Source organism: Roseateles sp. DAIF2 (assembly GCF_015624425.1).
Classification (GTDB): domain Bacteria; phylum Pseudomonadota; class Gammaproteobacteria; order Burkholderiales; family Burkholderiaceae_C; genus Kinneretia.
This window is the reverse complement of the sequence record NZ_CP049919.1, coordinates 4,551,241-4,577,483: the sequence shown is the minus strand read 5'-3', so window position 1 is coordinate 4,577,483 and position 26,243 is coordinate 4,551,241. Positions and strand designations below refer to the sequence as shown.

General features: G+C 68.5%; 20 protein-coding genes and 1 pseudogene. 14 read left to right on the top strand and 7 right to left on the bottom strand.

Features of this window, described 5'->3' with window-relative positions; all coding sequences use genetic code 11:
* Positions 1–53: 53 nt before the first annotated feature.
* The 11 genes from kdpF (at position 54) to G8A07_RS20980 (ending at position 14,325) form a co-directional block, all read left to right on the top strand.
* Complete coding sequence (gene kdpF, locus G8A07_RS21030; RefSeq protein WP_195793911.1) at positions 54–143, top strand: K(+)-transporting ATPase subunit F; 90 nt, start codon at positions 54–56, stop codon at positions 141–143.
* 1 nt (position 144) lies between these two features.
* Positions 145–1,920, top strand: coding sequence for a potassium-transporting ATPase subunit KdpA (gene kdpA / locus G8A07_RS21025; RefSeq protein WP_195793910.1), 1,776 nt, complete (start codon positions 145–147; stop codon positions 1,918–1,920).
* A 7-nt stretch (positions 1,921–1,927) separates the two neighbouring features.
* Complete coding sequence (kdpB, locus tag G8A07_RS21020; protein WP_195793909.1) at positions 1,928–4,006, top strand: potassium-transporting ATPase subunit KdpB; 2,079 nt, start codon at positions 1,928–1,930, stop codon at positions 4,004–4,006.
* A 17-nt stretch (positions 4,007–4,023) separates the two neighbouring features.
* Positions 4,024–4,596 carry a potassium-transporting ATPase subunit KdpC gene (kdpC, locus tag G8A07_RS21015; RefSeq protein WP_195793908.1) on the top strand — a complete coding sequence of 191 codons (573 nt, stop codon included), beginning with the start codon at positions 4,024–4,026 and terminating at the stop codon, positions 4,594–4,596.
* A 129-nt stretch (positions 4,597–4,725) separates the two neighbouring features.
* Positions 4,726–5,559, top strand: a complete 834-nt coding sequence (locus tag G8A07_RS21010) for a TorF family putative porin (RefSeq protein WP_195793907.1) — start codon at positions 4,726–4,728, stop codon at positions 5,557–5,559.
* A gap of 30 nt (positions 5,560–5,589) precedes the next feature.
* A complete protein-coding gene (locus tag G8A07_RS21005) occupies positions 5,590–6,555 on the top strand; it encodes a magnesium and cobalt transport protein CorA (RefSeq protein ID WP_195793906.1) in 966 nt (321 codons plus the stop codon).
* A gap of 11 nt (positions 6,556–6,566) precedes the next feature.
* Positions 6,567–9,323: a DUF4118 domain-containing protein gene (locus G8A07_RS21000; protein WP_195797886.1), complete on the top strand. Its 2,757-nt coding sequence runs from the start codon at positions 6,567–6,569 to the stop codon at positions 9,321–9,323.
* Entirely contained in the window at positions 9,320–10,024 is a 705-nt protein-coding gene (kdpE, locus tag G8A07_RS20995) for a two-component system response regulator KdpE (protein WP_195793905.1), read from the top strand. Before G8A07_RS21000 ends, kdpE begins: the two co-directional genes overlap by 4 nt.
* Before the next feature lie 65 nt (positions 10,025–10,089).
* A complete protein-coding gene (locus tag G8A07_RS20990; RefSeq protein WP_195793904.1) occupies positions 10,090–11,205 on the top strand; it encodes a helix-turn-helix domain-containing protein in 1,116 nt (371 codons plus the stop codon).
* A 212-nt stretch (positions 11,206–11,417) separates the two neighbouring features.
* Entirely contained in the window at positions 11,418–12,584 is a 1,167-nt protein-coding gene (locus tag G8A07_RS20985) for a nuclear transport factor 2 family protein (RefSeq protein ID WP_195793903.1), read from the top strand.
* Between the two features lie 58 nt (positions 12,585–12,642).
* Complete coding sequence (locus tag G8A07_RS20980) at positions 12,643–14,325, top strand: serine hydrolase (protein ID WP_195793902.1); 1,683 nt, start codon at positions 12,643–12,645, stop codon at positions 14,323–14,325.
* A gap of 95 nt (positions 14,326–14,420) precedes the next feature.
* On the opposite strand, the gene G8A07_RS20975 is transcribed toward G8A07_RS20980, so the two are convergent.
* The 3 genes from G8A07_RS20975 to G8A07_RS20965 form a co-directional block, all read right to left on the bottom strand.
* Positions 14,421–15,539, bottom strand: a complete 1,119-nt coding sequence (locus G8A07_RS20975) for an NADH:flavin oxidoreductase (RefSeq protein WP_195793901.1) — start codon at positions 15,537–15,539, stop codon at positions 14,421–14,423.
* Positions 15,536–15,952: a RidA family protein gene (locus tag G8A07_RS20970; RefSeq protein ID WP_195793900.1), complete on the bottom strand. Its 417-nt coding sequence runs from the start codon at positions 15,950–15,952 to the stop codon at positions 15,536–15,538. Before G8A07_RS20970 ends, G8A07_RS20975 begins: the two co-directional genes overlap by 4 nt.
* 103 nt (positions 15,953–16,055) lie before the next feature.
* The gene (locus G8A07_RS20965) at positions 16,056–16,976 is read right to left on the bottom strand and encodes a LysR substrate-binding domain-containing protein (RefSeq protein ID WP_195793899.1); all 921 of its coding nucleotides are present in this window, start codon (positions 16,974–16,976) and stop codon (positions 16,056–16,058) included.
* A gap of 227 nt (positions 16,977–17,203) precedes the next feature.
* On the opposite strand from G8A07_RS20965, the gene G8A07_RS20960 reads away from it, so the two are divergent.
* Positions 17,204–18,364: an MFS transporter gene (locus tag G8A07_RS20960; RefSeq protein ID WP_195793898.1), complete on the top strand. Its 1,161-nt coding sequence runs from the start codon at positions 17,204–17,206 to the stop codon at positions 18,362–18,364.
* 194 nt (positions 18,365–18,558) lie between these two features.
* On the opposite strand, the pseudogene G8A07_RS28305 reads toward G8A07_RS20960, so the two are convergent.
* Positions 18,559–19,080 (bottom strand): annotated as a pseudogene (locus G8A07_RS28305) (type 1 glutamine amidotransferase); the annotation flags it as partial.
* Between the two features lie 192 nt (positions 19,081–19,272).
* Between G8A07_RS28305 and G8A07_RS20950 the strand changes: the two are divergent.
* Positions 19,273–20,226, top strand: a complete 954-nt coding sequence (locus G8A07_RS20950) for a lytic transglycosylase domain-containing protein (RefSeq protein ID WP_195793897.1) — start codon at positions 19,273–19,275, stop codon at positions 20,224–20,226.
* A gap of 52 nt (positions 20,227–20,278) precedes the next feature.
* Here the strand turns inward: G8A07_RS20950 and G8A07_RS20945 are convergent, their stop codons facing one another.
* Both G8A07_RS20945 and G8A07_RS20940 read right to left on the bottom strand, forming a co-directional pair.
* Positions 20,279–21,334 carry a choice-of-anchor A family protein gene (locus tag G8A07_RS20945; protein ID WP_195797885.1) on the bottom strand — a complete coding sequence of 352 codons (1,056 nt, stop codon included), beginning with the start codon at positions 21,332–21,334 and terminating at the stop codon, positions 20,279–20,281.
* A gap of 163 nt (positions 21,335–21,497) precedes the next feature.
* Entirely contained in the window at positions 21,498–24,191 is a 2,694-nt protein-coding gene (locus G8A07_RS20940) for a TonB-dependent receptor domain-containing protein (protein ID WP_195793896.1), read from the bottom strand.
* Between the two features lie 190 nt (positions 24,192–24,381).
* On the opposite strand from G8A07_RS20940, the gene G8A07_RS20935 reads away from it, so the two are divergent.
* The gene (locus tag G8A07_RS20935) at positions 24,382–25,230 is read left to right on the top strand and encodes a ChaN family lipoprotein (protein ID WP_195793895.1); all 849 of its coding nucleotides are present in this window, start codon (positions 24,382–24,384) and stop codon (positions 25,228–25,230) included.
* Here the strand turns inward: G8A07_RS20935 and G8A07_RS20930 are convergent.
* The gene (locus tag G8A07_RS20930; protein WP_195793894.1) at positions 25,220–26,188 is read right to left on the bottom strand and encodes a DMT family transporter; all 969 of its coding nucleotides are present in this window, start codon (positions 26,186–26,188) and stop codon (positions 25,220–25,222) included. The two genes, G8A07_RS20935 and G8A07_RS20930, sit on opposite strands and share 11 nt — an antisense overlap.
* Between the last annotated feature and the right edge of the window lie 55 nt (positions 26,189–26,243).

Genomic DNA, 26,243 nt, shown 5'->3' with positions numbered 1-26,243 from the left:
GGACTGGCCCTGGGTCTGGCCGTCGCCAGCCACCAACTGCAGGGGGGCAAGCCATGAGCGCCCTCTACTGGGTCAGCGGCATCGTCGCCGCCGGGCTGTTCGTCTATCTGTGCGTGGCCCTGATCCGCGCCGAGGAGTTCTGAGATGGACCGCCTCGGATGGATCAACCTGGGTCTCTTCCTGGTCGTGTTGCTGGCGGCCGCCTGGCCGCTGGCGAAATGGCTGGTGGCGGTGGCCGAAGGCCGCCTGCCGCGCTGGATGCGCGCGGTCGAGGGTGTGCTGTACCGCCTGGCCGGCGTCAAGCCCGATCAGGGCCAGCATTGGAAGCAGTACGCGATCGCGCTGCTGTTGTTCAACTTCCTGGGCCTGCTGGCCGCCTATGCGCTGCAGCGCTTCCAGGATGTGCTGCCGTTGAACCCGCAGGGCATGGCCGCGGTGACGGCGGATTCCGCGTTCAACACCGCGGTCAGCTTCGTCACCAACACCAACTGGCAGGGCTACGCCGGCGAAGCCACGATGAGTTATCTGACCCAGATGCTGGCGCTGACGGTGCAGAACTTCGTCTCGGCCGCCACCGGCATCGCGGTGGTGTTTGCGCTGATGCGCGGCTTCGCGGGCAAGCTCAAGCAGGATGTCGGCAACTTCTGGGCCGACCTGACCCGCATCACCCTGTGGGTGCTGCTGCCGATCAGCTTCCTGTTGGCGGTGTTCTTCGTCGGCCAAGGCGTGCTGCAGAACTTCGATGCCTACAAGACGGCGCAGACCGTCGAGGCCACCGCCTACCAAGCCCCACAGCTGGGCGCCGATGGCCAGCCCTTGAAGGATGCGCAGGGCCAGCCGGTGCTGGAGGACCAGAAGGCCGAGACCCAGACCCTGGCGATGGGCCCGGTGGCCTCGCAGCTGGCGATCAAGATGCTGGGCACCAACGGGGGCGGCTTCTTCAATGCCAACTCCTCGCACCCCTTCGAGAACCCGACTCCGCTGTCCAACCTGGCGCAGATGCTGGCGATCTTCCTGATCCCCGCGGCGCTGTGCTTCGCCTTCGGCCGCATCGTCGGCGACCAGCGCCAGGGCGTCGCGATCCTGGCCGCGATGAGCACGATGTTCATCGTCGCCGTGGTGATCGCCACGACCGCCGAGCAGGCCGGCAACCCGCTGCTGCATGCGCAGGGCGTGGATGCCGCCGCCGGCAATATGGAAGGCAAGGAGACCCGCTTCGGCATCAACGCCAGCAGCCTGTTCGCGGTGGTCACCACCGCGGCCTCCTGCGGCGCGGTGAACTCGATGCATGACTCCTACACGCCGATCGGCGGCATGGTCCCGATGGTGATGATGCAGCTCGGCGAGGTGGTGTTCGGCGGCGTCGGCACCGGTCTGTACGGCATGCTGGTATTCGCGATGCTGGCGGTCTTCATCGCCGGCCTGATGATCGGCCGCACGCCCGAGTACCTGGGCAAGAAGATCGAGCCCTATGAGATGAAGATGACCTCGATCGCGATCCTGGTCACGCCCATCGTGGTGCTGGTCGGCACGGCCATCGCGGTGCTGAGCCCGCTGGGCAAGGCCGGTGTTGCCAACCCCGGTGCGCATGGCTTCTCCGAGATCCTGTACGCCTTGACCTCGGCGGCCAACAACAACGGTTCGGCCTTTGCCGGGCTGTCGGCCAACACGCCCTTCTACAACACCTTGCTGGGCTTCGCGATGTGGCTGGGCCGTTTCGGCGTGATCGTGCCGGTGCTGGCGATCGCCGGCTCGCTAGGCGCGAAGAAGCGCATCCCGGTCGGCAGCGGCACCCTGCCCACCCATGGCCCGCTGTTCGTCGTGCTGCTGATCGGCACCGTGCTGCTGGTGGGCTTGCTGAACTATGTGCCGGCGCTGGCCCTGGGGCCCGTCGTCGAACACCTGATGCTCTGGAAGTGAGCGCGCTATGAAAAACAAGGATTTTCTGTTCGACCCCAAGCTGGTGAACCAGGCCACGAAGGAGGCCTTCACCAAACTGGACCCGCGCGTGCAATGGCGCAACCCGGTAATGTTCGTGGTCTATGTCGGCAGCCTGCTGACCTCGGGCCTGTGGATTGCCAGCCTGGGTAACCCCCAGCTGGCCGGCGCCGAGGGCTCGGGCTTCATGCTCGGCATCGCGCTGTGGCTGTGGTTCACCGTGCTGTTCGCCAACTTCGCCGAAGCGCTGGCCGAGGGCCGGAGCAAGGCCCAGGCGGCCTCGCTGCGCGGGCTGAAGACCAAGACCTGGGCCAAGAAGCTGCATGAGCCCCGGCATGGCGCGCAGTGGCATCCGACCCAGTCGGACGAGTTGCGCAAGGGCCATGTCGTGCTGGTCGAGGCCGGCGATCTGATCCCGCTGGACGGCGAGGTGATCGAGGGCGTGGCCTCGGTGGACGAGAGCGCGATCACCGGCGAATCGGCACCGGTGATCCGCGAGTCCGGCGGCGACTTCAGCTCGGTCACCGGCGGTACGCGGGTGCTGTCGGACTGGCTGGTGGTGCGCATCGGCGTCAACCCGGGCGAGTCCTTCCTGGACCGCATGATCGCGATGGTGGAGGGCGCCAAGCGCCAGAAGACGCCCAACGAGATCGCGCTGACCATCCTGCTGGTGGCGCTGACCCTGGTGTTCCTGGTCGTCACCGTGACCCTGCTGCCTTACTCGATCTTCAGCGTCGAGGCAGCGGGCGCCGGGACTGTCGTCTCGGTCACCGCGCTGATCGCGCTGCTGGTCTGCCTGATCCCGACCACCATCGGCGGCCTGCTGTCGGCCATCGGCGTCGCGGGCATGAGCCGGATGATGGCGGCCAATGTGATCGCCACCTCGGGCCGCGCGGTCGAGGCCGCCGGCGATGTGGACGTGCTGATGCTGGACAAGACCGGCACCATCACCCTGGGCAACCGCCAGGCCAGCGCCTTCGTGCCGGCGCCCGGCGTCACCGAGGCCCAGTTGGCCGACGCGGCCCAGCTGTCCTCGCTGGCCGACGAGACGCCGGAAGGCCGCTCGATCGTGGTGCTGGCCAAGGCCAAGTTCAATCTGCGCGAGCGCGACATCGCCAGCCTGGATGCCCATTTCGTGCATTTCTCGGCCCAGACCCGCATGAGCGGCGTCGACCTGGCCGGCGGTGCGCGCCAGCTGCGCAAGGGCGCCATCGACGCGATCAGGAAGCATGTCGAGAGCCTGGGCGGCAGCTTCCCGAAGGAAGTCTCCAGCGCGGTCGACGAGATCGCCCGGCGCGGCAGCACGCCGCTGGTGGTGGCCGAGGGGTCGCGGGTGCTCGGCGCCATCGAGCTGAAGGACATCGTCAAGGGCGGCATCAAGGAGCGCTTTGCCGAGCTGCGCCGCATGGGCATCAAGACCGTGATGATCACCGGCGACAACCGGCTGACCGCCGCGGCGATCGCGGCCGAGGCCGGCGTTGACGACTTCCTGGCCGAGGCCACGCCCGAGGCCAAGCTCAAGCTGATCCGCGACTACCAGGCCGAGGGCCGGCTGGTCGCGATGACCGGCGACGGCACCAACGACGCGCCCGCGCTGGCCCAGGCCGACGTGGCGGTAGCGATGAACAGCGGCACCCAGGCGGCCAAGGAGGCCGGCAATATGGTGGACCTGGACTCCAACCCCACCAAGCTGCTGGAGGTGGTGGAGACCGGCAAGCAGCTGCTGATGACGCGCGGCTCGCTGACCACCTTCTCGATCGCCAACGACGTGGCCAAGTACTTCGCGATCATCCCGGCGATGTTCGTCGGCGTCTATCCGCAGCTGGCCGCGCTGAATGTGATGGGCCTGCACAGTCCGAGCTCGGCGATCCTGTCGGCGGTGATCTTCAACGCGCTGATCATCGTCGCGCTGATCCCGCTGGCGCTCAAGGGCGTGCCCTACCGCGCCGTCGGTGCCGCCACCCTGCTGCGCCGCAATCTGGCGATCTATGGCCTCGGCGGCCTGATCGTGCCCTTCATCGGCATCAAGGTCATCGACTGGCTGCTGGTGCTTCTGCATCTCGTTTAAGGAGGCGTTTCGTCATCATGAAAGCCCATCTGCGTCCCGCCATCGTCAGCCTGCTGCTGCTCTCGGCCATCACCGGTCTGCTCTATCCGCTCGCCGTCACCGGCGTCGGCCAGGCCCTGTTCCCGAAGCAGGCGGCCGGCAGCCTGATCGAGGCCGGCGGCAAGACCGTCGGCTCCGAGCTGATCGGCCAGAACTTCACGTCGCCCAGGTACTTCTGGGGCCGGCCGTCGGCCACTGGGCCGATGGCCAACAACGCCGCCGGCTCCGGCGGGTCCAACCAGGGGCCGCTGAACCCGGCCCTGGTCGATGCGGTCAAGGGCCGCATCGAGGCGCTGCGCGCCGCCGACCCGGGCAACTTGGCCACGGTGCCGGCCGATCTGGTGACGGCCTCCAGCAGCGGGCTGGACCCGCACATCAGCATGGCCGCAGCGCGCTACCAGGCGGGCCGGGTCGCGCGTGAGCGCGGCCTCGCGCCGGCCCAGGTGCAGTCGCTGATCGAGGCCAACACCGAGCAGCGTGACCTGCTCGTGCTGGGCGAGCCGCGCGTCAACGTGCTGAAGCTGAACCTGGCGCTCGACCAGGCGCACTGAGCACCGAGTCCTTTCCTTTTCTATTTTCCGGGCGCCTCGGCGCCCCGATGAAGCCCAGTTTAAAAAGATCGGGGAGGGGGCTTCATCGTCTTTTCTTTTCCTCTTCATCCTTTTCTCCGTCGTACCGTCATGAATCTCAAGAACAACAAGACCCTCTTCGTCCTGGCCGCCCTGGTGCTGAGCGCGGCGCCCGTGCTGGCCCAATCCGCCGCCGATGCGACGCCACCCGGGCACAGCCTGACCGGCAACGTCGGCCTGTTCAGCGACTACCGCTTCCGCGGCATCAGCCAGACCTGGCGTCAGCCGGCCGTGCAGGGCGGCTTCGACTACGCGCACAGCAGCGGCTTCTACGCCGGCACCTGGGCTTCCAATGTCTCGGGCAACAGCTACAACAACGGCGCCGGCCTGGAGCTGGACCTCTACGGCGGCTACAAGTTCGCGCTAGCTCAAGACCTGACCCTGGACCTGGGCGCCCTGGCCTACCTCTATCCCGGCGCCAAGCTGAACAGCGAGCCGGGCAAGCCGACCGGCGAGAAGTACGACAACGTGGATCTCTATGTCGGCCTGTCCTACGCCGCGTTCAGCGCCAAGCTGTCGGTGGCCGCGACCGACTACTTCGGCCTGAACGGCCAAACCGCCGGTTATGCCTTCTTCAACGGCCTGCCGGCGCGTGGCGGCTCCAAGGGCAGCAGCTACCTGGACCTGAATTACCGCTTCGAGCTGGCCGAAGGCCTGACCCTGGATGCGCATCTGGGCCGCCTGTCGGTGCGCCATTACGGCGAGCTGTCCTATACCGATGTGAAGCTGGGCCTGACCAAGAGCCTGGGCGGCTTCAACCTCGGCGCCGCGCTGGTCGCCACCGATGCCGACAAGACCTACTACCAGGCCGGCAATGCCGCCGCCCAGAACCCCAAGAAGCTGGGCAAGGCCGGCCTGGTGCTGAGCGTGCAGCGCAGCTTCTGAAGCAAGCTCGCCTGAGGTGACAATGCCGCGATGCTGATCAACTGCGCCGTCTATCGCGAGGGCCACAAGCTGGCCGACCTGGCCCCCGAGGAAGTCGGAGACTATCTGGACCAGCCCGATACCTTCGTCTGGGTGGCGCTGCGCGACGCCGACACGGCCGAGCTGGAGCCCTGGCGGCGCCTCTTCAATCTGCACCCGCTGGCGGTGGAGGATGCGCTGAAGGGCCAGCAGCGGCCCAAGATCGACGAGTACGGCAGCGACCTGTTCGTCTGCATGCACCTGATCGACTGGATCGGCGCCGAGATCCAGCGCGGCGAGGTGGCGGTGTTCGTCGGCCCCGGCTATGTGCTGTCGCTGCGCCAGCACAGCCCGCAGCATTTCCTGGGCGTGCGCGAGCGTGCCGAGCGCGAGCCCGAGTTGCTGCGCCAGGGCCCGAGCTTCGTGCTCTATGCGCTGATGGATGCGGTGGTGGACCGCTACTTCCCGATCGTCGACCTGCTCGAATCGGAGCTGGAGGAGATCGAGCAGAGCATCTTCACCAACGGCGCGGCGCGCGACAACATCCAGCGCCTGTACGCATTGAAGCGCCGGCTGATGCAGCTGCGCCGCGCGGTGGCGCCGATGCTGGAGATGCTGTCCAAGCTGCATGGCGGGCGCATCCCGCCGGTCTGCGGCCGCTCCGAGCATTACTTCCGCGATGTGGCCGACCACCTGGCGCGCATCCATGGTGCGATCGAGGCGGTGCGCGAGACCATCGCCACCGCGATCCAGGCCAATCTGTCGATGGTGGCGATCGAGGACAGCGACGTCACCAAGCGCCTGGCGGCCTGGGCCGGCATCTTCGCGGTGGCGACCGCCTTCGCCGGCATCTGGGGCATGAACTTCGAGACCATGCCCGAACTGAAATGGACCTGGGGCTACCCGGCCGCGCTGGGCCTGATCGTGACGGTCTGCGCTCTTCTTTGGTATCGCTTCCGCCGCGCCGGTTGGCTCTGACGACAACGATGATGGACGACGAACGCCCCGACCCGGACGCGCTGTTGGAGCGGCTGCGAGCGGACGAGGAAAAGGCCGCGCGCGGCAAGCTGCGCATCTACTTCGGCTCCTCGGCCGGCGTGGGCAAGACCTACGCGATGCTGCTGGCCGCGCGCAAGCTCAAAGCCGAGGGCCGGCAGATGCTGGTCGGCGTGGTCGAGACCCATGGCCGCAGCGAGACCGCGGCGCTGACCGAGGGGCTGGAGCTGCTGCCGGCGCGCCAGGTCGAGTACCGCGGGCGGGCGCTGCCGGAGTTCGACCTCGACGGCGCGTTGGCGCGGCTCAAGCCGCTGGTGCGTGAAGAGGGCCAGCCGCGGCCGCTGATCCTGGTCGACGAGCTGGCGCACAGCAATGTGGCCGGCTCGCGCCATCCCAAGCGCTGGCAGGATGTCGAGGAGCTGCTGGCCAACGGCATCGATGTCTACACCAGCCTGAACGTGCAGCATCTGGAGAGCCTGAACGACGTGGTCGGCGGCATCACCGGCGTGCGCGTGCAGGAGACCCTGCCGGACCGCTTCTTCGACGCGGCCGATGAGGTGGTGCTGGTCGATACCCCGGCCGACGAGCTGCTGGCGCGGCTGAAGGCCGGCAAGGTCTATATGGGCGCGCAGGCCGAGCGCGCGGCCAAGCATTTCTTCCGCAAGGGCAATCTGATGGCCCTGCGCGAGCTGGCGCTGCGCCGCACCGCCGACCGGGTCGAGGACGATGTGCAGGCCTGGCGCAGCAACGAGGCGATCGCCCAGGTCTGGAGCACCGAGGCGGCGATCCTCTGCGCGGTCGGGCCGACGCCGCGCGCCGAGCATGTGCTGCGCAGCAGCGCGCGCCTGGCCCAGCAGCTGGGCGTGTCCTGGCACGCGGTCTATGTCGAGACGCCGGCGCTGCAGCGCCTGCCGGACGCGCAGCGCGAGCGCGTGTTGCGCCAGATGCGCCTGGCCCAGGACCTGGGCGCCGCGACCGCGGTGCTGCAGGCCCAGGACGCGGCCGCGGCGCTGGCCGAGCATGCGCGCGAGCACAACCTCTCCAAGCTGGTGCTGGGCCGCAGCCCGGCGCTGCCCGGCTGGCGCCGCCTGTTCGCCGGCCGGCCGCTGTACGAGCGCCTGGCGGCGCTGCTGCCGGACGTGGATCTGATCGAGGTCGGGCTGCCACCGGCGGTGGGCCAGCGTTCGGAGCCCGAGCCGGCGCCGCCGGCCTGGGGCTCGGCGGCGCGCCAGCTGCCGCACTATGCGAAAGCTGCGGCGGCCTGTGCGCTGACCGCGGCGCTGGCCTGGCCGCTGCAGAACCTGCTGGACGAGGCCAATATCGTCATGCTGTTCCTGCTGACGGTGCTGGGCGTGGCACTGAAGCTGGGGCGTGGGCCGGCGGTGCTGGCCAGCTTCCTGAGCGTCGGGCTGTTCGATTTCTTCTATGTCGCGCCGCATCTGTCCTTCGCGGTGTCGGACGTGCAGTACCTGCTGACCTTTGGCGTGATGCTGGCGGTGGGCCTGATCGTCGGCCAGCTGACCGCGCATCTGCGCTACCAGGCCGAGGTGGCGGCGGAGCGCGAGGCGCGCTCGCGCGCGCTGTTCGAGCTGACCCGCGAGCTGGCCGGCGCGCTGCAGACCGAGCAGGTGGCGCAGATCGCGCAGGAGCGCCTGGCGCGCGAGCTGCATGGCCGCGCGCAGATCCTGGTGCTGGGCCTGGACGAGCAGCTGCATGCGCCGTTGCCGCTGGCGCCAGGGGAGGGCGCCGATACCCCGGACGCCGGCACCGCGCGCTGGGCGCTGGATCATGGCCAGGCCGCGGGCCTGGCCACCGACACCCTGCCGGGCAGCCCCTGGTTCTACCTGCCGCTGGCCGCGCCGATGCGCGCGCGCGGCGTGCTGTGCCTGCGCCCGCGCGATCTGGAGGCGGTGCTGCGGCCGGAGCGCCGCGCCCAGCTCGACACCATGGCCAGCATCATCGGCCAGGCGCTGGAGCGGGTGCATTACGTCGAGGTGGCGCAGAACGCACTGGTGCATATCGAGTCGGAGCGGCTGCGCAACTCGCTGCTGTCGGCGCTCTCGCATGACCTGCGCACGCCGCTGGCGGTGGTCTACGGCCTGGCCGACACCCTGGCCGCGCTGCCGGGCCTGCCGCCGCAGGGCCTGGAGATGGCCGGCGCGCTGCGCCGCGAGTCGCAGCGCATCAATGCGATGGTCAGCAACCTCTTGGACATGGCGCGGCTGCAGAGCGGCGCGGTGCAGCTGCGCCGCGACTGGCTGCCGATCGACGAGGTGCTGGGCGGCGCGCTGCAGGCGATGCACAGCGTGCTGGCTGGGCACAAGGTGCAGACCCGGCTGGCGCCCGGGCTGCCGCTGGTCGAGATCGATGCCGCGCTGATCGAGCGGGTGCTGGCCAATCTGCTGGAGAACGCCGCCAAGTACACGCCGCCGGGCAGCCGCATCGAGATCGCGGCCCTGGTCGACGGCGCGGACCTGCGCCTGACCGTCGCCGACGATGGCCCCGGACTGCCGGCCGGGCGCGAGGAGGCGCTGTTCGAGAAGTTCACCCGCGCCAAGAGCGAGAGCAGCATCCCCGGCGTGGGCCTGGGCCTGGCAATCTGCCGCGCCATCCTGGAGGCCCATGGCGGCCGCATCTGGGCCGAGCGTTCGGCGCTTGGCGGCGCCGCCTTCGTGCTGACCCTGCCGCTGGGCCAGCCGCCGGCCCTGCCGCGAGAAGAAGAAGACCTTGAGGGAGAACACCGCGCATGAGCGAACCCAAACCCACCGCGCTGATCGTCGAGGACGAGCCCAGCATCCGCCGCTTCGTGCGCCTGGGCCTGGAGGCCGAGGGCTGGGTGGTGCATGAATGTGAGACGGTACGCCAGGGCCTGATCGATGCCGGCACGCGCCGGCCCGAGCTGATCATCCTGGACCTGGGTCTGCCCGACGACGACGGGCTGAACTACCTGAAGGACCTGCGCGCCTGGTCCGGCGTGCCGGTGATCGTGCTCTCGGCCCGCGCCGACGAGCAGGACAAGATCGCCGCGCTGGATGCCGGCGCGGACGACTACCTGACCAAGCCCTTCGGCGTTGGCGAGCTGATGGCGCGGGTGCGCGTGGCGCTGCGGCGCAGCAGCCAGGCCGCCGCCGCGGCCGGCCAGCCGGCCCAGACCCTGTTCCGCTTCGGCGCGGTCGAGGTGGATCTGGCCGCCCGCCGCGTGCTGCGCGAGGGCGCAGCGGTGCACCTGACCCCGATCGAATACCGGCTGCTGACCCACCTGATCGCCCATGCCGGCAAGGTGCTGACGCACCGTCAGCTGCTGAAGGCGGTCTGGGGGCCCAGCCATGTCGAGGACAACCACTATCTGCGCGTCTACATGGGCAATCTGCGCCAGAAGCTGGAGGAGCTGCCGGCCCAGCCCAAACATCTGCTGACCGAGACGGCCGTGGGGTACCGGCTGATGGTCTAGGGCCGACCGGGCAGGGGAGGCGGGGAGGGTTTGTCGGGGCCCCATGCCGGGCAAGACCTGCCCCCGTGCATGGCAAGATTCGCGCTCGCCAGCAGCCAACCCCGACGGGCCGATCCGTGATTTCAAGCCAGATCCTCTTCCTGTTCAGCGCCCTGGGCGCGGTGAACGGCGTCATGCTGGCGGCCTATTTCTTCGTCTCGGCGCGGCGGGCAACGTGGCAACAAGGCCTGTCGAATATCTTCCTGGGGCTGCTGCTGCTGGCGGTCAGCGTGCGCACCGGCAAGTCGACCATCTACTATTTCTACCCGGACACCGCGCTCTGGTTCATCCAGTTCGGGCTGTCGGCCTGCCTGCTGATCGGGCCGCTGACCTATCTGTATGTGCATTTCCACTTGGCCGAGCAGCAGAAGAAACCCGCCGCTCGCTGGTGGTATCTGCATCTCGCGCTGCCGCTGGGACTGATATTCATCGGGGTACTGTTTTCCTATTCGCAGCATCCGCAAATCTGGCGCCATTTGATCGGCGGCATCCATAAATACTGGCTGCTCTATCTGGTGATGACCGGCTGGCAGCTGTGGAAATCCCGCCGACTGTTTCTGGAGGGGAATGAGGGCGGCAAGCGGCAGACGGTGCTTCTGCTCGGAGTCTATCTGAGCAGCTGCCTGATCCTGATTGCCTATATGAGTACGCACCTGACCTCCTATATCGTCGGGGCGCTCTCGTTCACCTTCACCGTGCATATCACGGTGATGACCTTCATCCTGTTCAGGGAAGAGAAGGCGGCGTCGGCAGAGCAGAAAAAGGAAAAATACCAGAACCGGAAACTGGCCGACGATGAGGCGCAACAATTGCTGGCCTCGCTGAACCAGGCCATGCAGGAGCAGCAGCTGTTCCTGAATTCGAACCTGAGCCTGGCCATGTTGGCGCGGAAAACCGGCCATTCGCAGATCCTGATATCCCAGGTGCTGAATGACAAGCTGGCGCAGAACTTCAACCACTATGTCAACGAGTTCCGCGTCGCGCATGCGAGAACCCTGCTGCTCAAGGAGCCGCGCCTGACCATGGAGCAGGTGGCCGAGCGCAGCGGTTTCAATTCCAGCTCCACCTTCTTCGCCGCCTTCAAGAAGATCTGCGGCAAGACGCCGGCGAGCTACCGGGTGGAGCTGTCCGCCGGGGCTTGATTCCGGCCGGTTCGGGCCGCTTCTCCCCCTCCCAGATGCTCCGGAATCATGTATCCGGAGTTCGGATTCATGATCGGAGAGCTTCTCGCTCCCGGCATCCCATAAATTTTCATCCGACCCCCGGTCCAGCGCCTGCATGGGATATGCAGGCCGCATGGGCGGGGGCGGGCAGTCGGCTCTGTCATCCGACTTTGAAAATTTTGGGGTAATGAATGGATCAATACAGTTTCCTTGGCGGCCTCCGAAAAATAATCCGGATGGGGCTGCTGCTATGCCTGCCCCTGCAGGTCTTTCATCTATCCGCTGCTGCCCAGAGCCTGCCGGCGCAGAGCGAGAAGACCGACACCGAGCAGATTTCAGAAACCCTGGAAGACTATATGCAAGGCGTGGCCAATGGCGATGCCATTCGATTGAGAAAGGCCTTCCATCCCGACTTCAAGCTGTATGCGGTGAACCGCGACAAGACCTTGCTGGTGCGCTCCGGCGAGCAATACATCAAGGACGCCACGGCCTACGGGAAATTCAACCGGGTCGGCCGGATCCTCTCGGTCGATGTCGAGGACGAGGTGGCGATGGCCAAGGTGGAGATATTGACCCCCGGGGACAGGCTCTTCATCGATTTTTTCCAGCTGCTGAAATACGAAGGGGCCTGGAAGATCGTCAACAAGAGCTACACCTGGAAGGCGGCACCGAAGCGGAACAAGAAGATCCTCTTCATCACCTCCAATCAGCATACGTATGGGAATACGAAGCTCGATACATCCAACCACTTCGACGAGATCGTCGTGGCCTACGACGTTTTCAAGAAGCAAGGCTATACGGTTGATTTTGTCAGCCCGCAGGGAGGCGCCATTCCCATCGGCTATATCAAAACCTCGGACGGCCTGCACAAGCAATACTTGTACAACGCCGAGTTCATGAATCTGCTCAAGCACACCTTGAAGCCCGCACAGATCAAGGTGGGTGACTACCAGGCGGTCTATTACAGCGGCGGCGGGGCCGCGATGTTCGGGGTTGCCGAGAATGCCGAGATCCAGGCCATTGCTACCGGCGTCCACCGCAATGGCGGCATTGTTTCCGCGGTCTGCCATGGCACCGCCGGCCTCGTCCATCTGAAGAACAGCGCCGGCGTGCCGCTCTACTCGGGAAAAAAAATCACCGGATACCCGGATGCCTTCGAGAACAAGACCGCGGCGTACTACAAGACCTTCCCGTTTTCCATCGATGCGGAGATCACCAGGAATGGCGGCAATCTCGTGCATGCCAAAGAGTTCGGCACGAATTTCTATGTGGTGGATGGCCAGTTCATCACCGGCCAGGATCCTTCGTCCACGGCATCCGTGGCGAGCAAGGTGATCGAGGCCCTGCAAGGCAAGTGACAGATAGCAACCCAATCAATTCGAGGCAATCATGAAAATATCCAATTCGGTGTTGAGCATGAAATGGCTGCTCATTGGCGGCCTGATGCTGGTGCCGCCACTGGTCCGTGCGCAGAACAGTCTGGATCCGGCTGCGCAGCAGGCGATCGACAAGATTTTTTCCGAGTACGGCCATGCCGGGAAACCCGCGCTAGCGGTCGCTGCCATCAAGGGCGGGAAACTGGTGTTCCAGAAGGTGGTGGGTCAGGCGAATCTGGAATACAAGGTGCCCGCGACCGCGGATACGAGATTCCATGTGAATGCGCAGGCCTGGGAATTCGTCGCCTTTGCGATCCTGAATCTGGAGGATCAGGGCAAGCTGTCGCTGAGCGATGATGTCAGGACCTATCTGCCGGAGGTGCCGGATTTCGGCAAGAAGATCAGCATCAACCATTTGCTGAGCTCCACCGATGGGCTCTACAGCTATAGCGGCATCAACGCCCTGACCGGCTCGAGATCCAAGGAGGTCGACCAGGTGGGCAAGATCCCGGACTACATCAAGCACCAGAAGCGCTTGAACTTTGCGCCGGGCGAGGTCTTTTCTGTGCGCGGCGACACCCGTTTCGTGCTGCTGAAGAAGATCGTCGAGGTGGTGTCGGGGCAATCATTCGAGGCCTACAGCAAGGCGCAGATATTCGATCCCTTGGGGATGGTGAATACCATCTTCCTTGCCGCGCCCAACCCCTCCCTGGAGAATCTGGCGACGCCCTATGCTCTTGATGGCAGCGGGAAATACCAGCTCAGCCAGGGCGAAGGCAATGCCGCGGGCATGATGAATCTGTATTCGTCCCTGCGCGACATGACGACCTGGCGGCAGCATGTCCGGTCTCACAAGCTCGCGAGCAAGCTCCAGTCCCCGCTGAAACTGGACAACGGGGCTCCGATCCGAGGCATGGCGGGTGTTTCCATCTATGGGCAGCAGCATTTCGGCCAGGAGCGAGGAATCCCCAAGACCTTTCAGGCCGGCAGCTTCGGTGGCTATACGAGCGTGTTCTTCGGATTTCCGGGGCATGACATGACCGTGATCACCCTCGGTTCCGGCGGCGGGTACAACGGCCGTTATGGCATGAACGTGGCCTATCAATTTCTGCCAGGCGCTTTCCCCGAACCCGAGACGATCGACTACACCAAGATCGAAGGCGTGAAGATGAGCCCGGCGGAACTGCAGAAATACGAGGGCAAGTTCTGGAATGCGAAGGCTTCCGTGGCCTCGGTGCTGCACATGAAAGGCAATGTGCTGCATTACAACCGGGTCGGGGGAGCGGTGCACAACGAGCTGATTCCCTTGAGCGATACCGTGTTTCAGATGAAGGTCGAGGGGGACGACACGCTGCTGCTCAAGTTTGTCGAGGGGAAGCATGGCCGGCAGATGCACTACTCCGTGACCGGCAGCGATCCGATGGTGTTCGAGTCGTATCGGCCGGCCACCTATTCAAAGAGCGAGCTGGCCCAGTTCACGGGAAGCTACTTCTCCAAGGAACTCAACACCAGCTACGAGTTCGAGGAGAACCAGGGTGTGCTGAGCGCCAGGAACCTGCATGCCGGGTCGGTGAGTTTCGAGCCCGTCCACGCGGACCTGTTCCACGGCAACAAGGCCTTCCTCAGCGGCGTGCAGTTCGTCCGCAAGAACGGGGTCGTGACGGGTTTCCAGGTGATGGTCGATGGGGTGCGGCATCTGGAGTTCCGCAAGCTGAGGAGCTGATCGCAGGCGGCCCGTCGCACCTGACCGCCATCGGCCTGACCCTGTTCGCCCTGGGCTTCAGCGGCGCCTGGCTGTGGTGGCGCCGGCGCCGCTGATCATGCCAGCTCGGTTTCCTTGAGATTGCCCAGCGGCGCCAGCAGCGCCGGGTCGAAGGGCCGCGGCTCGGCACCGGCGGCGACGCGCCGCGGCCAGTCCGGATTGGCCAGCGCGCCGCGGCCCAGCGCGATCAGCGCGGCGCCGTCCGCGCGCAGCTGGCGCGCCCGCGCGGGCTCATGCAGGCCGCCGTTGGCGATGACGGGCAGCCCCGGCGCATGGCGACGCGCCAGCTGCACCAGGCTCGCGCCGCCCTCGGCGAAGGCCGGGCGCCAGGCCTCGGGCTCGGTGATGTGCAGATAGTCCAGCTGGCCCGCCTCGGCCAGGCGCGCGAACAGGCGCGCCGCGCCGGCTTCGGCCTCGGGCCAGCGGTGGTGGAAGTCGTTCACCTTGGCCTGCGAGAGGCGCAGGCCCAGCGGCACGCCGGGGCCGACCGCGCGGCGCACCGCGTCCACCACCTCGAGGCTCAGCCGCGCGCGCTGCTCCAAGCTGGCGCCGCCCCAGCCGTCGCCGCGGCGGTTGCTGTGGCCGGTCAGGAACTGGTCCAGCAGATAGCCGTTGGCGCCGTGGATCTCCAGCCCGTCGAAGCCGGTGGACTCGATGGCGCGCCGCGCGGCGTCGGCGAAGCCGTCGATCGCCGCGCGGATCTCGGCCTCGCCGATCGCGCGCGGCTCCGGGTAGGGGCCGCTGCCGCGGTAGGCGCCCATCTGCGTGCCGACGGGCCGCAGCGCCGAGGGCGCGACCGTGTCGGCGCGAAAGCGGTTGCCCTGGGCCAGCGCCCCGGCATGCATCAGCTGCGCGACCATGCGCCCACCGGCGGCCTGCACCGCCTGCACCACCGGCCGCCAGGCAGCGGCTTGGGGCCCGTCGCTGAGGCCCGGCTGGCCGGCATAGGCCTGCGACCAGGCCTGGTCGGTGTAGATGCCCTCGCTGATCACCAGGCCGAAGCCGCCGGCGGCGAAACGCCGGTAGTAGCGCGCCATCTCGGGCGTGGCCAGGCCCTCGGGGCTGGCGCTGATGCGGGTCATCGGCGCGACGGCCAGGCGGTTCGGTAGGCTCATGCCGCCCAGGGCCAGCGGCGCGAACAGTGAATCGGCATGGGCGTTGGTGGGCGCGCTCATCGTGCTTGCTCCGTTTCGGGCAGCGCGATCGCCTCGATCTCGATCATCGCCTCGGGCGAGTACAGGGCCTTGACCTCGACGATGGTGTCGGCCGGGTAGGGCGCGGAGAACCAGCGGCGACGCAGCTCGACGATCTTGGGGAAGTTCTCGGCCATCGCGGTCAGGAAGATCGTGACCTTGACGACGCGCCGCAGGCTGGAGCCGCCGGCCTCCAGCGCGCGGCGCAGGTTGCGGAAGGCCTGGTCGGCCTGGGCATCGAAGTCGCCGGAGGCTCCGACGATGCGGCCGTCGTCGCCGACGCCGGCCTGGCCGGAGACGAAGAGGAAGCCGCCGGCGCGGATCGCCTGCGACAGCAGGTAGGGCGCGTAGGGGTCGGGCTGGGTGTGGACTTGTTCGAGGGCAGCGTGGTTCATAAGGGCTTTCGGATCGAATGAATAAATGAGTTGGGTTCAGGCGCCGTTGGCGGCGTGGACTCAACTGTGATCCGAGGTGAAGGCCCCCACAAACGGTGAATTTTCAGTCGACAGGTGAATTAGATTCAGTCGTCGAGCGACCGCCGAACTCGGCCCGCACCCAGTCGCGCAGGCGCTGGGTGGCGGGGCGCTCGGCGGCGCGCGGGCTGTAGACCAGGTCGTAGCGGAAGCTCTCCAGGCTCAGCGCAAAGGGCTGGACCAGGGTGCCGGCGGCCAGCTCCTCGGCCACCAGACTCAGGCTCAACAGGCCGACGCCCTGGCCGGCCAGGGTGGCCTGCAGCGCATGGATCTCGTCGGTGAAGGACAAGCCGGCCTCGGCATCGATGTCCGCGAGGCCGGCGTGCGCCAGCCAGTCGCGCCAGACCGGGGCCCGGCCGCTGCGGCGCGCCCGCTCGCCCCAGTCGAAATGGATCAGGGTGGCGCGGCGCAGGTCGGCCATGTCGCGCAAACCCAGGCGCGGGCTGCAGACCGGCGCGAAGCGGTCGCCGAACAGCGGCTCGACCACCAGGCCGGGATAGTCGCCGCCGCCATAGCGGATCGCGGCATCGGCGTCGACGTCCAGGTCCACCGGCTGGTCCGAGGCATCCAGGCGCAGGGTCCAGTCGGGATAGGCGGCGCGGAAGGCGCCGGCGCGCGGCGCCAGGCGCTTGGCGACGAAGGCGATGGTGCCGCTCAGGGTGGCGACCTTGGCCGGGCGGTGCCGCTGCACCTGGGCCACCGCGCGCTCGAAGGCGTCGAAGCCCTCGCGCAGCGGCGGGAACAGCAGATGGCCGGCCGCGGTCAGCCGCACCTTGCGGGTCTCTCGCTCGAACAGCGGCTGACCCAGCTGTTCCTCCAGCTGGCGGATCTGGTGGCTGATCGCGGTGGGCGTGACGTTCAGCTCCTCGGCCGCCAGCTTGAAGCTCAGGCGCCGGGCGGCGGCTTCGAAGGCGCGCAGGGCGCCGAGGGCGGGCAGCTTTCGCATCGAGGCGGGGAGGAGATGGTGGCCGGGCATTGTCGCCGGCCCGGGCTTGTCCCCGCCCGCTGTGGATAAGCTTGTGAGCGAGCTTTAGATGGGGGCTACAAGTCCTTGATTTAAAAGGCCGGATGCTGGACTGCCTCAAGATGAGGCAGGGGACGGCGGTGCACTGCTCGCACCGCCCTCGCCCGCGGGGCGGGCGGTGGCGGCGGGCCCCGGCCGACAATCCGCGCATGCCCTCAGCTTCCCTCGCCGGCCCCGCGCCGCGTCGCATCCAGGCCGCCACGCGCCTGGCCTTCTTCATCGCCGGGCTGGCGATGGCCGCCTGGGCGCCGCTGGTGCCGCTGGCCCAGCAGCGCGCGGGGCTGGACGAGGCGCAGCTGGGCCTGCTGCTGCTGTGCCTGGGCACCGGCTCGCTGCTGGCGATGCCGCTGAGCGGGCTGCTGGTGGCGCGCCATGGCTGCCGCGCGGTGCTGGTCGGCGCGACCCTGCTGATCGCCGCGGTGCTGCCGGCGCTGGCGATCGCGGCCCAGCCGCTGGCGCTGGCCGGCGCGCTGTTCCTGTTCGGCGTCGGCATGGGGGCGCTGGACTGCAGTGCCAATCTGCAGGCGGTGATGGTCGAGCGCGACAGCGGCCGGCCGATGATGTCGGGCTTTCATGGCCTGTGGAGCGTCGGCGGCATCGCCGGGGCCGGCGGCGTCAGCGCGCTGCTGGCGCTGGGCCTGAGCGCGCCGGCCGCGGTGGGCCTGGTCGTGGCCCTGGTGCTGCTGGCGCTGGCCTGGGCCCGCGCAGGCTTTCTGCCGCATGGCGCGCCGGGCAGCGGCGCGGCCTTCGCGCTGCCGCGCGGCATCGTGCTGCTGATCGGCGGCCTGTGCTTCATCGTGTTCCTGGCCGAGGGCGCGATGCTCGACTGGAGCGCGGTGTTCCTCTCGGACAGGCATGGCGTCGGCGCCGCGCAGGCGGGCCTGGGCTACACCGCCTTCGCGACCACGATGACCCTGGGCCGGCTCAGCGGCGACCGCATCGTCGCGCGCCTGGGGCCGGGGCGGGTGATCGTGATCGGCGCGCTGTGCGCGGCCGGCGGGCTGGCGCTGTCGACCTGGGTGCCGCAATGGCAGGGCGCGCTCGCCGGCTATGCGCTGGTGGGCCTGGGCTGCTCCAACATCGTGCCGGTGCTCTACAGCGCAATCGGCCGCCAGCGCCGCATGCCGGAGAGCCTGGCGGTGCCGGCGGTGACGACCCTGGGCTATGCCGGCATCCTGATCGGGCCGGCCGCGATCGGCGCGGTCGCGGCCTCCAGCAGCCTGCGCGGCGCCTTCATCGGGCTGGCGCTGCTGATGCTGGGCGTGGCGGCCAGCGCGCGGGCGCTGCCGGTGGGTGCGCCCAGGGCATAGAAGAGCCCGCCGCGGCGCCGCGGCAGGCCGGCGGCCCAAGCGCCGTAGACATGGCGCGCGTTCAGGTGCAGCAGGGCACAGCGCTCCTCCAGGTCGCGCAGCATCTCGGCCTCGTTCTGCACCGCGATGCCGGGTCGGCTCAACTCCTGCCGGCCCTCGGCGCACCAGGCGCGTACGCTGGCCGGCGTCACCTCCAGATGGCATTGCAGCCCGAGGTGCGGGCCGGCGGCGAAGCCCTTGTTCAGGCTGTGGCGGCCGAACAGCACGCGCCGCGCGCCGCGCGGGATCTCGAAGCCCTCGTAATGCCAGTTGAAGGACAGCGGGCGCGGCGCGCCGCCGAACAGCCCGGCCCGGGCCTCGGGCGTGGCCCAGAGCCGGCACCAGCCGATCTGCGCCAGCGGGTTGCGCTGCACGCGGGCGCCCAGGGCGCGTGCCAGCAGCTGGCCGCCGAAGCAATGGCCCAGCACCGGCACGTCGCGCGCCACGGCGTCGCGCAGCAGGGCCAGCTCGGCAGCCACCCAGGGCAGTTGCTCGTCGTTGGCGCTGTGGTTGCTGCCCAGCAGCACCAGGCCGGACAGGCCGGCGGCGCTGCGCGGCAGCGGCTCGCCGGCGGCGGGGTGGCACAGGCGATGCGGGATGTCCTGTTGGCACAGGTAGTCCAGCAGATATCCGGGGCCCTGGTTGGGCTCATGCTGCAGGATCAGGACCGGGTCCATACGGCGGGCCGGCAAGCGAGGTCGGCCATTGGTCAAGAGGCCTTCAGTCTGCGGCGCGGCACCTCAAGAGGCCGCTCAAGTTGGGGGTTGCGGCATCAAGACCGCATCAAGGCTGGCTAGACTGAGTTCATGCCCCCGCCCAAGAACTGTTGTTCCTCCCATCGCCTGGCCGGCCTGCTCGGCGCCGGGCTCATGCTGATGCTGACGAGCATGAGCCAGGCCGCGCTGGCCCAGACCGAGGCCATGCTGACCCTGGAATCCCTGCCGCGGCCGACCATGCCGCCGGCCGAGGCGGGGCCGGTGGTGCCGGTGCAGGTGCAGCGCTGGCGCCGTGAGGCCGAGGCCGCCGAGCATGGCGACAACGGCCAGCCGCGCGACCCGGTGCTGGCGGCCCAGCTCTACTGCCGCGCCGCGCGCTTCGGCGACGCGGTGGCCCAGTACAACCTGGCCTGGATGCTGACCAATGCGCGCGGCATCGCGCGCGACGATGCGCAGGCCGCCTACCTGTTCGCCGCCGCGGCCGAGCAGGGCCTGGCCCAGGCCCAGGCGATGGCGGCGCGGCTGGGCGAGCCGCTGGGCGCGCCGCCGCCCTGCCTGCGCCCGCCCGATGGCGAGGCGCCGCCGCTGGCCGCCGCCGGCAGGAAGCCGCCCGCGGTGCTGGCCAAGGCGCTGCCGCCCCCGCCGCCGGCCAATGCGCCCGATTCGATCGTGCGCTTCGTCAAGCTGGAGGCGCCGCAATACCAGCTGGCGCCGCATCTGGTGTTGGCGGTGATGGCCACCGAATCGAACTTCGACCCACAGGCCCTGTCGCCGAAGAAGGCCCAGGGCCTGATGCAGCTGATCCCCGACACCGCGGCGCGCTTCAATGTGCGGCGCCCGGGCGATCCGGTGCAGAACATCCGCGGCGGCATGGCCTATCTGCGCTGGCTGATGGCCTACTTCGAGGGCGACGTGGCCCTGGTGCTGGCGGCCTACAACGCCGGCGAGCGCGCGGTGGACCGCTACCGCGGCGTGCCGCCCTATGCCGAGACGCGCCACTATGTGCGCAAGATCCTGGCCGCGATCGGCGGCCAGGTCTCGCATCCCTTCGACGCCTCGGTGGCCCAGCCCTCGCAGATGCTGGCGCTGCTGCGCGGCACGCAGTAATGAAAAAGGGGCCCGTAGGCCCCTTCTGCTTGCTGTCGTGGCCTCAGCCGCTTCAGTCGCGGCGCTTGTTGCGGCGCACGGCGATGAAGCCGATCGCGGCCAGACCGGCCAGCAGCATCGCGTAGGTCTGGGGTTCCGGCACCGGGCTGGTCGGGACGAACGGCTCGTAGCCCAGCTCCAGACGGCTACCGTTGGCCGAGGGGCCCAAAGTGTTGGCGATCAGGGTGCCTTCCAGATGGCCCGAGCCGGACACCGCGGCGTTCACCGCCAGCACGCTGCCGTTCAGGAAGCTGTTGACGCTGACATTGGTGGCCTGGCTCAGGTTGAAGACCAGGCGGTCGCGGTGCTGGGCCTGGACATCACTGGAGTTGGCCTTGTCGCCGCCCAGGAAGCCGCCGAAGGTCACCTGCTTGGCGCTGCTGTTGATCACGATATGCGCGCCGGCCTTGACGTTGGTCAGGGTCAGGTTGCTGATATTGCCCAGGTTGCCCAGATCGAAGATCTGCACGTCGGAGACGCCGTCACCGGTCAGGGTCAGGCCACCGGCGGCGGCGGCCCAGCTGCCGTTCTTGGCCTGGGTGGACAACTGGCTGGACAGGCCGCTCAGCTGGGTCTTGGCGGCGTCGAAGTCCAGGTAGTTGGCGTTCTTGGTCGCGCTGCCGTACTGCCAGTCCGCAGCATTCAGAGTGCCACCGTAGACGATGTTGCCCGGTGCAGTTTGGCCGGTGACCCAGGGAGCGTTGCTCGGGCCGATCGAGCTGTTGGTGTCGGTGTTGTACTTCGGGCCGTTGTAGACGGAGCCGGACCTGTTGCCCGAGTCGTTGGTCAGGGACACATTGCCCTTCACCACCAGGCTGGGGGCGCTGGAGTTGTAGGCGTTGCGATAGCCGACATCGAAACCGCGGGTCAGATTGCCGCCGACCGCCAGGCGGCCCTCGACGTCCGTCGCACCGCTGACATTGCCGAAGAAGAAGCCGCTATAGCCCTGGGCCGCACCAAAATCGATCACCGGCAGAGCCAGCGCGCTGCTGGTGGCCAGGCTGGCCAGCAGGCCCATGACCGCTGCAATACCAATCTTCTTGGCGGACTTACGCTTTTGTTGTGTCATCGCTCAGATTCCCTCGTTGGTCGTTATGTGGCCCCGGGTCAGGGGTCGTGTAGGCATTCTTGCGGACCCTTTGACCTAGGGATACCCCGCGGTCGAGTGGTATCTGATTGGTTTGTGAGCGAAATCACGCGCGCCCGGTGCGAAAACCGGGCGCGCGGCGAGTTTATGCACCAAATTTGTGCTCAAACTCGATCCAGCCCTGGCGGCCATGCGGGCTGTAGTAGCCCACCGGGTAGAAGGGCCAGCCGCTGGAGCTGTCGCGCGGCACGCTGTTGGTCAGGTTGTTGATGATCACGTTGAGCCGGCTGCGCTCGCTCAGCTCATAGCCGGCGCTCAGGTTGAGCAGGGTGCGCGGCTTGATCCAGCCCTTGTCGTCGTCGGGAATCTTGCCGTTGCGGGTGACGGTCAGGGTGCTGGACAGCGGGCCCAGGCTCCAGCTCAGGGTGGTCACCAGCTTTTCCGGCCAGTCGCCGAAGTCGCGCGTGCCGACCTTGTTGCTGGAGGTGTCGCCGGCGAACTGGCGGTAGACGTACTTCTGCACCTTGGTGTACTTCGCGCCCAACTGGAAGCGGCCGGCGTTCTCGGTCTGCCAGGCGTAGCGCCCGCCCAGGTCGAAGCCGCGGGTGCTCTGCTGCGCGGCATTGATCGGGTTGACCAGGATCTCCTTGACCTCGCCGGGGCGCACCACCGCGTCGGCCGGGTTGCGGCGCACACGGCGCAGCGCGTCGGCGCAGGTCGGGCTGCCGATGTCCTTGGCGCCGGTGCGGCACAGGGCCTCGTCGCGCAGCAGCACGTCATGGCTCAGGTTGGTGACCAGGTCATCGATATGGATCTTCCAGAAGTCCAGCGAGACGTCGAAGTCCTTGTTGGGCGACCAGACCAGGCCCAGGCCCTGGCTGCGGCCGGTCTCGGACTGCAGGTCGCGGCTGCCGTTGCGCACGAAGTTGAAGCCCGGCGAGATATTGCGGTAGGTGCAGTCGGCCAGCGGCTGGTTGGTCTGCGCGCAGCGGAAGTAGTCGGTCGAGGAGGGGTAGTAGCCCTTGGTCTCCAGCGAGTAGATGTAGTTCATGTCCGGCGCGCGGAAGCTGGTCGCATGGTTGGCGCGCAGCAGCAGCTGGTCGTTGGGCCGGAACTCCAGCCCGCCCTGGTAGGTGAACTGGTCGTCGCTGCGGCCGGCGAAGCGGTAGTCGTCGTAGCGGCCAGCGAAGGTCGCGTTGATCTGCTTGGTCACCGGCGCATGCAGCTCGGCGCCGAAGGCCGAGCGCTGGCGTGTGCCCTTGACCAGGGCCACGTCGGTGGTGTTGTAGAACACGCCCTGGCCCAGGCGCGGATCGGAGCGGTTGCTGAAGCCCTGGCCGCCGATCTCGGCGAGCGCGGCGAACTGCAGCGGGCCGGCCGGCAACTGGAACAGCTCGCGGCTGACCGACAGGCCCAGGCTGTGCGTCCAGGCCTTGTTGTTGCCCTCGCTGGTGCCGCTGACGCCGGCGTACTCGGCCGGCGTCAAGGCGGTGAACAGGCGCTTCGGATCGGGCGCGAAGATCGGGATGCCCTTGGCGTCCACGCCCTGCTGCTTGCCGAGGAAGAACTCGTCGATATTGGCCAGCAGGCGCGGCACCGGCGTCTTGTTGTGATAGACCGAGGCGTTGTAGACCAGCTCATAGCCCCAGGCGCCCAGCTCGCCGCGCGCGCCCAGCGCCAGGTTGCCGGAGCGGTCGCGCCATTCGCGGTTGAAGTTGTCGATGCCGCCGATCTCCTCGGGCGCGAGGCGCCGGGTCCAGGTTTCGAGCTTGTCGGTCAGCGCATTGCGGAAATAGCCCGAGGTGGCGGCCAGCGAGGTCCAGGACGGGCCGCGCGTGTTGTTCTCGGTGGTGTTGAAGCCCAGCAGGCCCTCAGCGAACAGCTCGGTCTTGTCGTTCAGCTGGTAGTTCAGCAGCGCGGCGAAGTTGCTGCTGCGGTTGCCGGTCTGGGTGGTCCAGTAGCTGGGCGAGGCACGGCCGGTGGCGCAGTAGCTGCCGGCCTTGACCGTATGGCGCTTGACGCTGCCCTCGAACAGACCGCTCAAGGCCTCGCAGGTGCCGGCGCCGGGATCGAAGTAGGTCTTGGCGCCGGCGTCCTGGCGGGTGAACACCGCGGTGGGAGCGGCGCCCTGCAGGGTGCTGTCGGCCATGAAGTCGCGCTGGCGGCTCCAGATCGGCTGGCGTGCGCTCAGCTCCAGGCCCCAGATGCCGCTCAGCGCGCCGGCCTCGATGCCGCCGGTCAGCTGCAGCCGCGCGTTCTCGCCGCCGCCCTGTTCGGTGGCGCCGGCCTTCAGGTTCAGGCGCAGGCCGTCGGTGCTCTTCTTCAGGATGATGTTGACCACGCCGGCGATTGCGTCCGAGCCGTAGACGGCCGAGGCACCGCCGCTCAGGATCTCGATGCGGTCGATCAGGGCCGAGGGCACATTGGCCAGGTCCACGAAGTTGACCGAGCCGCTGTAGGCGGTCGGGTAGTCGGCGATGCGGCGGCCGTTGATCAGGGTCAGCGTGTGATTCGGGCCTAGGCCGCGCAGGCTGATCGCGTTGGCCGCCGGCGTGAAGGTGTTGCCATAGTCCGCGCCCTGGGTGAAGCCGGTGTTCTGGGTCAGCGCCTGCAGCGCGTCGAACACGTTCTTGTAGCCCTGGCGGGACAGGTCGTCGGCGCGGATCACGGTCACCGGGTTGGCGCCCTCGGCCTTGGCGCGCAGGATGCGCGAGCCGGTGACCTGCACGGTCGGGACGCTCTGCACCTCATCGGCCGCCCAGGCGGATTGCTGCGCCAGCAGCAGGGCCAGCGCCAGCGGCGCCAGGCGGGGCAGATTGTGCGATTGGGAATACGGCATGTCGGTCTGGTCCTCGTCGGGGTCAGGTCTTGTGATGAGCCGCGCAGACTAGGGGCCGGCCGGGCGAATCCCAACGAAGAAGCGCGCATATGGATAAGCAGCGCCGCTGTGCTAGGCGACAATCGTCCCCAACCCCAGCCAGCCGCGCATCGCGCCTCAGCCAGCCGCCCACCCCTTGCCGAGACTGGTCATGCGATCCATCCCCTTCCTCCTCACCGCCGCCGTTTCCGCCCTGCTGCTGGCGGGTTGCGCCGGCGCGCCGCGCGAGGCCGCCGCGCCCGCCGATGCCGCCTTGGCTGCTGCGCCCTTCCTGCTGCTGGGCGAGGTGCACGACAACCCGGCGCATCATGAGGCGCGCGCCGCGCTGCTGGCCAAGCTGCTGGCCGACGGGCGCCGCACCACGGTCGTGTTCGAGCAGATGGGGCGCGAGCGGGACGCGGCGCTGGCCGCCGCGCCGCGCGAGGCCGAGGCGCAGAGCCAGGCCGGCCAGCTGGATCGCCAGGGCTGGCGCTGGCCGCTGCACAAGCCGCTGTTCGATGCGGCGCTGGCCGGCGGCGCCCAGCTTCGCGGCGGCAACATCACGCGCGAGCAGGCGCGCGCGCTGGTGCGGGAGGGCGAGTCCGCCTGGCCCGCCGACCTGGCGCCGCTGAAGTCCGGCACGCCCTGGGGCGAACCACAGCAGCAGGCCCTGCTGGCCGATATCGAGCAGGGCCATTGCAATGCGATGCCGGCGCGCATGCTGCCCGGCATGGCTTTGGCCCAGCGCGGCCGCGACGCGGCGATGGCCCAGGCGATGCTGAAGGCGCGCGCCGATGGCGCCGAGCGCGTGGTGCTGATCGCCGGCAACGGCCATGTGCGGCGCGACCTGGCGGTGCCGCTGTACCTGCAGGCTGCCGGCGTGCCGGCCGCGCAGATCCTCAGCCGCGGTTATCTGGAGGAGGGCAGCGGGTCGCCGGCCGCGGCCGCGCCCTATGACTCGGTGCAGCGCGCCGCCAAGGCGCAGCGCGAGGATCCCTGCGCCGCCTTCATCAAGAAGTAGTGGTCGTCACAGCAGTGGCCGGGCGCCGCTGGCCCAGCGCGCTGTGCAGCAGCAGGGCCGCCACGACGACCGCGCCGCCCAGCAGCTCCCGGCCCGAGGGCGGCTGGCCCAGCAGCGCGCTCAGGGCCAGCACCAGGACCGGAATCAGGTTCAGGAAGGCCGTGCCGGTGACCGCGCCGAGCAGGCGCACGCCCAGCATATAGGCCAGCACCCCGAGCACCGAGGGCACGATGCCCACATACAGCAGGCCGGCCCAATGCGCGCGCAGCTGCGCGGCGCTGGGCAGCTCGACCAGGCCCAGCGCCGCCGCGCCCAGTACCGCCAAGGCCAGCAGCGGCCATACCGCGATCGCGCTCAGGCCCGAGTAGGCCAGCGGGTCCAGCTCCGGCAGGCGCGCCGCGCCGCGGGTGTAGAGCACCCAGCCCAGGGTGCCGGCCAAGGTCAGCAGGTCGCCCAGCAGCATGCGCGCGTCGAGCGCCGCCGCCTGGCCCAGCAGGCCCGCGACGATGGCCACGCCCAGCAGCGCCAGCAGGCTGCTGCCCAGCAGGGCCGGCGCCGGGCGCTGACCGTCCAGCGCCCAGCGCAGCAGCTGGGTCGTGATCGGCGCCGTCGCCACCAGGGTCGCGCCATGCGCCGGGTTCGACAGCGCCAGCCCCAGCAGCAGCATCAGGCCGAAGAAGCCGTAGCCGAGCAGGCCCAGCAGGGCCAGGCGCGGCCCATGGCGGCGCAGCTGGCGCCAGGGCGCGGCGCCGCGCGGCAGCAGCAGGGCGGCATAGACCAGGGCGGCGATGCTGTAGCGGATCAGGGTGAAGGCGGCCGGCCGCACCTGGCCCAGCAGCGGCTTGGCGACCAGGTAGAGGCTGGCCCAGGTCAGGCCGGCCAGTACCAGCGCGGCCAGGCCCAGGGCGCGCGGCGAGGCGGTTGGACGAAGCGAAGAAGATGAAGAGGAGGTGTGCATGCGGATGGGTAGCAGAAGGCGAACAGGCGGGGCGATCCGCTCGGATCGGTCTGGT

Coding starts and splice junctions, on each gene's coding strand:
- G8A07_RS21000 (WP_195797886.1), top strand. CDS start 6,567: ATGGACGACGAACGCCCCGACCCGGACGCGCTGTTGGAGCGGCTGCGA.
- kdpB (WP_195793909.1), top strand. CDS start 1,928: ATGAAAAACAAGGATTTTCTGTTCGACCCCAAGCTGGTGAACCAGGCC.
- G8A07_RS20945 (WP_195797885.1), bottom strand. CDS start 21,334: ATGACACAACAAAAGCGTAAGTCCGCCAAGAAGATTGGTATTGCAGCG.
- G8A07_RS21005 (WP_195793906.1), top strand. CDS start 5,590: ATGCTGATCAACTGCGCCGTCTATCGCGAGGGCCACAAGCTGGCCGAC.
- G8A07_RS20950 (WP_195793897.1), top strand. CDS start 19,273: ATGCTGATGCTGACGAGCATGAGCCAGGCCGCGCTGGCCCAGACCGAG.
- G8A07_RS20940 (WP_195793896.1), bottom strand. CDS start 24,191: ATGCCGTATTCCCAATCGCACAATCTGCCCCGCCTGGCGCCGCTGGCG.
- G8A07_RS20965 (WP_195793899.1), bottom strand. CDS start 16,976: ATGCGAAAGCTGCCCGCCCTCGGCGCCCTGCGCGCCTTCGAAGCCGCC.
- kdpC (WP_195793908.1), top strand. CDS start 4,024: ATGAAAGCCCATCTGCGTCCCGCCATCGTCAGCCTGCTGCTGCTCTCG.
- G8A07_RS20980 (WP_195793902.1), top strand. CDS start 12,643: ATGAAATGGCTGCTCATTGGCGGCCTGATGCTGGTGCCGCCACTGGTC.
- kdpE (WP_195793905.1), top strand. CDS start 9,320: ATGAGCGAACCCAAACCCACCGCGCTGATCGTCGAGGACGAGCCCAGC.
- G8A07_RS20970 (WP_195793900.1), bottom strand. CDS start 15,952: ATGAACCACGCTGCCCTCGAACAAGTCCACACCCAGCCCGACCCCTAC.
- kdpA (WP_195793910.1), top strand. CDS start 145: ATGGACCGCCTCGGATGGATCAACCTGGGTCTCTTCCTGGTCGTGTTG.
- G8A07_RS20930 (WP_195793894.1), bottom strand. CDS start 26,188: ATGCACACCTCCTCTTCATCTTCTTCGCTTCGTCCAACCGCCTCGCCG.
- G8A07_RS21010 (WP_195793907.1), top strand. CDS start 4,726: ATGAATCTCAAGAACAACAAGACCCTCTTCGTCCTGGCCGCCCTGGTG.
- kdpF (WP_195793911.1), top strand. CDS start 54: ATGAGCGCCCTCTACTGGGTCAGCGGCATCGTCGCCGCCGGGCTGTTC.
- G8A07_RS20985 (WP_195793903.1), top strand. CDS start 11,418: ATGGATCAATACAGTTTCCTTGGCGGCCTCCGAAAAATAATCCGGATG.
- G8A07_RS20975 (WP_195793901.1), bottom strand. CDS start 15,539: ATGAGCGCGCCCACCAACGCCCATGCCGATTCACTGTTCGCGCCGCTG.
- G8A07_RS20935 (WP_195793895.1), top strand. CDS start 24,382: ATGCGATCCATCCCCTTCCTCCTCACCGCCGCCGTTTCCGCCCTGCTG.
- G8A07_RS20960 (WP_195793898.1), top strand. CDS start 17,204: ATGCCCTCAGCTTCCCTCGCCGGCCCCGCGCCGCGTCGCATCCAGGCC.